Source organism: Umezawaea sp. NPDC059074, assembly GCF_042738955.1.
Lineage (GTDB): Bacteria > Actinomycetota > Actinomycetes > Mycobacteriales > Pseudonocardiaceae > Umezawaea.
Window position 1 is genome coordinate 1 of sequence record NZ_JBHYHC010000290.1, and the last position, 1,552, is coordinate 1,552.

Genomic DNA, 1,552 nt, shown 5'->3' on the forward strand with positions numbered 1-1,552 from the left:
CAACAACGAAATTCAACTCCTTGTTGCTCGCCCCGGACCGGGCGGGGGGGCGCGAACCCGGGCAGGTTCGTCTTTTCCGCAGGTGAAGCGCGGTAGACACGGTGTTCAGACAGAATGTTCGGCTACTTCTCGCCGCGTTCGGCCCGACCCCGGTCGAGCGGCCCCGATCGTCGGTAGCGTCCGGAGACGACACCCCTCCACCGCACCAGAAGGACGTCCACCGATGCCCCAGAACACGTACGTGATGGTCCCCGGCGCGTGGCACGGCGGGTGGTCCTGGCGACCGGTCGCGGAGCGGCTGCGGGCGGCGGGCCACCGGGTCGTCACGCTCACGCTGCCCGGACTGGGCGACGGCGACGACCCGGCGAACCGGCGACTGTCGGACGCGGTCGACCACGTCGTCGCCGAGGTCGAGCGCCTGGACCTGTCCGCCGTCGTGCTGGTCGGCCACAGCTGGGGCGGCTACGTGATCACCGGGGCGGCGCACCGGCTCGTGGGCCGCGTCGCCAAGGTCGTCTACTACAGCGCGCACGTGCCCGTGCGGGGCCGTTCCCTGGTCGACGACAACCCGCCGGAGAGCGCGGCGTTCCTGCGCGGCCTGATCGACTCCTCCCCCGACGGCTCGATCGCCCCCACCCTCGGGTTCGTGCGGCAGCTGTTCCTCCAGGACTCGACGCCGGAGACGCAGCGCCTCGTGGCGGACCTGCTGGTGCCGCAGCCCGGCGGCTACTTCCTGGACGCGCTCGACGTCGACGACGTGACCACGCTGGGCATCCCCGCGCTCTACGTGCTGAGCGAGGACGACCACGCACTGCCCCTGCCGGGCGCGGAGTACGCGGCCCGGATCGGCCTCGAACCCGTGCTCGTCCCCGGCGCCCACGACGGCCTGCTCACCCACCCCGACGAGATCGCCAAGGCACTCGTCTAGAGCACGCGGGGTCCCGGAGCGCGGTGCGCTTCCCGGTCGGCTCGTCGACCTCCGCCACGTGGGCCGCCGTGCCCGAGCAGGGGACGTTAAGCCGAATTGGTGACGGCGGCGGTCCTGGATAGCCGCCGTTTTCGGGCGTAGCGTCCCGCCCATGCCTCGCCCAGTGCACTTCGAGATCCACGCCTCGGACCCAGCGCGTGCCCAGGCCTTCTACGAGTCGACGTTCGGGTGGAAGTTCCAGCGGTTCGGCGACATGGACTACTGGTCCATCGTCACCGGCGACGAGGGCGACGGGATCAACGGCGGCCTGACGCTGCGCCGCGGCCCCGAGCCGGCGGCCGACGCCCCGGTGAACGCCTCGCCGTTGACCATCGCGGTGGACGACATCGACGCCTACATCAAGGCGGTCGAGGCCGCGGGCGGCACGGTCGCGCTGCCGAAGGACACCGTGCCGGGCGTGGGGGACCTGGCGTACTACAAGGACACCGAGGGCAACATCTTCGGCATCATCCAACCCCTGCCGAGGGCCTGACGGCGGTGAGGAAACCCCCGCCCGCGGCGGCCGGACGCCCGTAGTCCGCGGCGAGGCTGCCGACGTCGTGCGACCACGGCAGCCCCCCGTGC

General features: G+C 71.9%; 2 protein-coding genes. Both read left to right on the forward strand.

Features of this window, described 5'->3' with window-relative positions; translation table 11 throughout:
* Positions 1–223: 223 nt before the first annotated feature.
* Complete coding sequence (locus ACFWW9_RS46105; protein ID WP_390390006.1) at positions 224–928, forward strand: alpha/beta fold hydrolase; 705 nt, start codon at positions 224–226, stop codon at positions 926–928.
* Between the two features lie 151 nt (positions 929–1,079).
* Entirely contained in the window at positions 1,080–1,460 is a 381-nt protein-coding gene (locus tag ACFWW9_RS46110) for a VOC family protein (RefSeq protein ID WP_390390007.1), read from the forward strand.
* Positions 1,461–1,552: the final 92 nt, after the last annotated feature.